This window comes from Microcoleus sp. B3-A4 (assembly GCF_036705385.1).
In the GTDB taxonomy this organism is placed as follows: domain Bacteria; phylum Cyanobacteriota; class Cyanobacteriia; order Cyanobacteriales; family Microcoleaceae; genus Microcoleus.
In genome coordinates, this window is the sequence record NZ_JAUBUI010000162.1 from 1 (window position 1) to 4,291 (window position 4,291).

The 4,291-nt window shown below is 41.1% G+C and carries 3 protein-coding genes and 1 pseudogene; 2 read left to right on the top strand and 2 right to left on the bottom strand.

Features of this window, described 5'->3' with window-relative positions; all coding sequences use genetic code 11:
- Positions 1–165: 165 nt before the first annotated feature.
- Positions 166–1,365 (top strand): annotated as a pseudogene (locus QUB33_RS28710) (ISAs1 family transposase).
- 469 nt (positions 1,366–1,834) lie between these two features.
- Here the strand turns inward: QUB33_RS28710 and QUB33_RS28715 are convergent.
- Both QUB33_RS28715 and QUB33_RS28720 read right to left on the bottom strand, forming a co-directional pair.
- Positions 1,835–2,104 carry a hypothetical protein gene (locus QUB33_RS28715; RefSeq protein ID WP_333357833.1) on the bottom strand — a complete coding sequence of 90 codons (270 nt, stop codon included), beginning with the start codon at positions 2,102–2,104 and terminating at the stop codon, positions 1,835–1,837.
- Positions 2,105–2,234: 130 nt separating this feature from the next.
- Positions 2,235–3,413, bottom strand: coding sequence for a glycosyltransferase family 2 protein (locus tag QUB33_RS28720; RefSeq protein WP_333357844.1), 1,179 nt, complete (start codon positions 3,411–3,413; stop codon positions 2,235–2,237).
- Positions 3,414–3,573: 160 nt separating this feature from the next.
- On the opposite strand from QUB33_RS28720, the gene QUB33_RS28725 reads away from it, so the two are divergent.
- Positions 3,574–3,966 carry a transporter gene (locus QUB33_RS28725; RefSeq protein ID WP_190737183.1) on the top strand — a complete coding sequence of 131 codons (393 nt, stop codon included), beginning with the start codon at positions 3,574–3,576 and terminating at the stop codon, positions 3,964–3,966.
- Positions 3,967–4,291: the final 325 nt, after the last annotated feature.

The window sequence follows — 4,291 nt, forward strand, 5'->3', positions numbered from 1 at the left end:
TCGATAGTTGCTTTAAGTCGGGGAGTTTTTCCATTCCTTTATCTAATGTCTATCTCGTCTTCTTGTCAAGGGGGTTGAGCAATTACCTTAACTTTAACCCAAAATATGCTACAGTTATCTCCGACTAATTTTTATGTAGTTTATTATAGTTTATAAGTATTATCAATGGCAAGAGGTTTTAGTAAAGCTGTAACTTCCCAACAAAAACAAACAGATTCATTGTCTTCAATGAATATTTTAAATACCTGTTTTTTAGAACATTTTGCCAATTTAAAGGACCCAAGGATAGAAAGAAGTAAAGAACACTTACTCAAAGATATCATCGCGATTGCGATTCTAGCTGTCATCAGCGGTGGAGACGGATGGGTGGCAATAGAAGCCTATGGTAACGCCAAATATGAATGGTTGAAAAGCTTTCTAGGATTACCGAATGGTATACCATCTCATGACACATTTAGTCGAGTATTTGCCCGAATTGAACCACAACAGTTTCAAGAATGTTTTTGGAGTTGGGTAAATGCAATAGTCGGGGAATTAGAACTAAACGTGATTGCCTTTGATGGCAAAACAATGAAACAATTTTATGACCGAAATGACCAGCAAAAAGCGCTACATATAGTTACTGCCTGGTCTTCATCTCATCAATTAGTTTTAGGACAAAAAAAAGTGGATAAAAAATCTAATGAGCTGACAGCAATCCCAGCATTAATAGAAATGTTAGAAATTGCCGGAAGCGTAATAACCATAGATGCTATGGGCTGTCAAAAAGACCTAACCTCTCTGATTGTCAAGAAAAAAGGAGATTATGTTTTAGCTTTAAAAGGGAATCAAAAACTTCTGTACAAAGCCGTAAAAGAATGGTTTGAAGAAGATCAATAAGAAGATTATTTAGGCAGAGACTACAATTATTATGAACAAGTAGAAGCGGGACATAATCGAGTGGAAAAAAGACAAGTCTGGACTGTTGATGTATCCGAGTTACCACCTCTGCATAATCAAGAATTATGGACGGGATTAAAAACAGTTCTCATGATAGTTAGTGAACGACGGCTGTGGAATAAGACCACGACTGAATCTCGTTTTTACTTGAGTAGTTTAAGCAGTAATGCTGAAAAAATTGCCCTAGCGATCCGCAGTCATTGGGGCATTGAAAATAGCTTACATTGGACACTCGATGTTACATTTTGCGAAGATGAAAGCCGGATTCGCAAACAGAACTCTCCCGAAAATTTTGCACTTTTACGTCGTTTAGCCATCAATTTACTGAAACAAGAAAAAACTTCTAAACACAGTCTAAAAATGAAACGGTATCGAGCGGCAATGGACAATAATTATTTAGTTAAAATTTTAAACTCTGCCAGTTAATGCTCAAAATCTAACACCTATCTAAGAAGGAAAATTATCCGGCTTTAAGAACTTCAGAAAATTTTAAGGTTCTGATTTAATCTGCTCAAATCGGGTTAAAATTAAAAATTTTAAGAAGGTTATTTAGTTATTTAGTAATGCACAAATTCAGGGTTTTGTCAAATTAATTTAGATGCGTTTACCCTGGCTCTTTGCCGAATGTCTGGATGTTCATGCTCTTTTAATGCTTGTTGCAGAGTTTCCTTGGTCTCGGAACTGAGGAAGTTTTTAGTAGGCATTGACTTTTTATAAATATCATTATATTGTACTATACAATATGCGTTTTAGATGCTGAACAGCTTAGAATAAAACATAAATTTCAAGGTAAGGTAGGGGGGTAAAATAGAAAAATAAGAAAGCAAGTTTCTCTCACTTTTGGTGAAAATTGCGAGCGAGGGCTGTTTTTCATTATAGCCGAAAATACATCAAGTTATTTATTTTTCATTCCTAAAAACGCAGCATCTTCCATACCGACTGCGGTGATTTTGTCCTTATGCGGATAAAGTTTCTCAAAGAAATTGCAGTCTTCCCGGCGGTCGGAAGTTACCCCTACATCCAACACGGTTGTGTCGGCGCTGGGATTGGCTAATGCCATAAGCAAATCGAACATTTGTTGACGGGCGTACCAAGATACTTTTGTTGCGAAACCGCCTAGCTTGGGGCCAACATATTCGCTGGAGTTGTTTTCAGCTACTGTCATATAATTTTAGGTTTGAGATGAACTGACAAGCTGCTTGAAGCGCGATAGTTTGCGCTCCATTTAACACAGCATTTGGGCAATTTAAATCATCTTTCCTGAAATTTGTAACAAAACTGTACTTTTAAGTGTTTTATCTGCGCTTCAAGCTCAGCACGCTGAGAAAAAAGCTGGACAGAACCATCTGCAAACCGACAGTCAGGCAAGTGAGGGAGGGAATAACCAAACGCAGAGTTTTAGAAGGGTCTAGAGAACCGAAAGCTGTTTCCTTCCAGATAGTTAATGACAAGAACGAGCCAACTATTCCGATTAATATCAGCGTGACTCCGACAATCAATCCTGTCTCTAGGGTGACATAGCGAAATATTTTGTTGAGTTTCGGGTCTTCGGGCAGCAGTTTTTCACTGATGGCAAAAACTTTGGTGAAGAAAGCGAAAGTTACTGCTTGAAAACCGATGATAATTGCGATCGCAGCATACAGCAGCGTATGCACGTCAAAGCTGATACTCCCAATATTTTGAGTACCGGGCAACAGCCAAATGCCCACTATTAGACCCACAATCATCAGGAAAACACCCGGATACAAGAACAGCCATCGGGGACTGTAAAGCAGCAGAAATCGCAAGTGTCGCCAGCCATCCCGCCAAGTTCGCAGGTGGGGCGGACGGCTGCGGCCATCGGGATAGAGTACGGTTGGGACTTCTGTGATTCGCAACTTGTACAGAGAGGCTTTAACGACCATTTCGCTGGCAAATTCCATCCCGGTTGTTTGCAAGTCGAGTTTCAAAATAGAGTCTCTCCTGAAACCCCGCAATCCGCAGTGAAAGTCGCCTGCAGGACTCGAGAAGAATAACTGCCCCACCCAAGTAAGTACCGGATTCCCTAAGTATTTGTGCAGTGGTGGCATTGCCCCCGGTTTGATGCCCCCTTGAAAGCGGTTTCCCATCACTAAATCGCACCCTCCCCGCAATTTTTCGACAAAGGCGCCGAGGTTAGAAAAGTCGTAGCTGTCATCGGCATCGCCCATAATGATATAGACTCCGCGCGCCGCGATTATGCCACCCATCAGGGCGCTACCGTAGCCCTTGGCTGCCACAGGTACCACTCTGGCTCCCATTCTCGTAGCGATATCTTGAGAACCGTCAGTGCTGCCGTTGTCTGCTATGATGACCTCACCGGCAATATCAAGTTCGCGCAGCGATTTCAGCGCCTTCTCTATGCAGACTTCTAAAGTTTCTGCCTCGTTGAGGCAAGGCATGAGTATCGATAATTCGAGAGTGTATGCCTCGCTTGCGTTAGTCTCTTCTGCCATATGTTTGTTTCACTCTTGTTTGCGATCGACATTACTTGTATTTCCAGTATGTATGTTTAAAATATGGGTGGCTAACAAAACTCAATAAAACTTAATCAAAGCTGTTTAGGAGAGTTTTTTGCGGGCCATTCTCGAACTGTAGTATTATGTTGGTGAACTCATGAATAGAGGCGTTTTTCTGGTTTTGCTTGCTGCCATTTTGTGCAGCGTCCTGGGTCAATTTACTCTGAAGGCTGGAGCTAAAGTTTTAGGGCCGATCGGCGCTGCTAATTTAGTTGAAAAAGTTATAGCAATGGCTACTCAGCCTTTGATAATAGCAGGTCTTTCTCTGTACGCAATTTCTTCTATCGGTTTTATCGTAGTTTTGTCCCGCGCTAACATTAGCATAGTCTCGCCTTTACTGTCAATTAGTTACCTGTTTACTGTTTTGGGTGGCAAAATTGTATTTAACGAGCCGTTGCCGCCACTACGATTAGTAGGTGTGGCGCTAATTATGACGGGAGTAATTTTTGTCCTCAGAGGTCAAGCAGGGGGTGCGCCTGGGGGCAGTTAGCGATTACTTTTGACATTGACGCTTGAGTGCGAAATTGATAACTTAACTCGAAGGGTGCGTCTAAGCGTTCTGTTATTAGATAGATCCAAGAACCTACAACTTGTGGGCGAACCTTTTGAAAAATATAGAAAACGCAAATCGAGACAGGATTTGTGCAGGTACACTATATTTGTGCCTGCACAAATACGAAGGCTACTAATTGACACAATATGGCTTCACAACTTGGTGAGGATTTAATTAAAACCGTATAAGAGTAATCCAAGGAAAAAATGATCCAAAATCAGGGATACTAAGAGAATAATTAATGTGCAATCTGCTGTATGTC

Coding starts and splice junctions, on each gene's coding strand:
- QUB33_RS28715 (WP_333357833.1), bottom strand. CDS start 2,104: ATGACAGTAGCTGAAAACAACTCCAGCGAATATGTTGGCCCCAAGCTA.
- QUB33_RS28720 (WP_333357844.1), bottom strand. CDS start 3,413: ATGGCAGAAGAGACTAACGCAAGCGAGGCATACACTCTCGAATTATCG.
- QUB33_RS28725 (WP_190737183.1), top strand. CDS start 3,574: ATGAATAGAGGCGTTTTTCTGGTTTTGCTTGCTGCCATTTTGTGCAGC.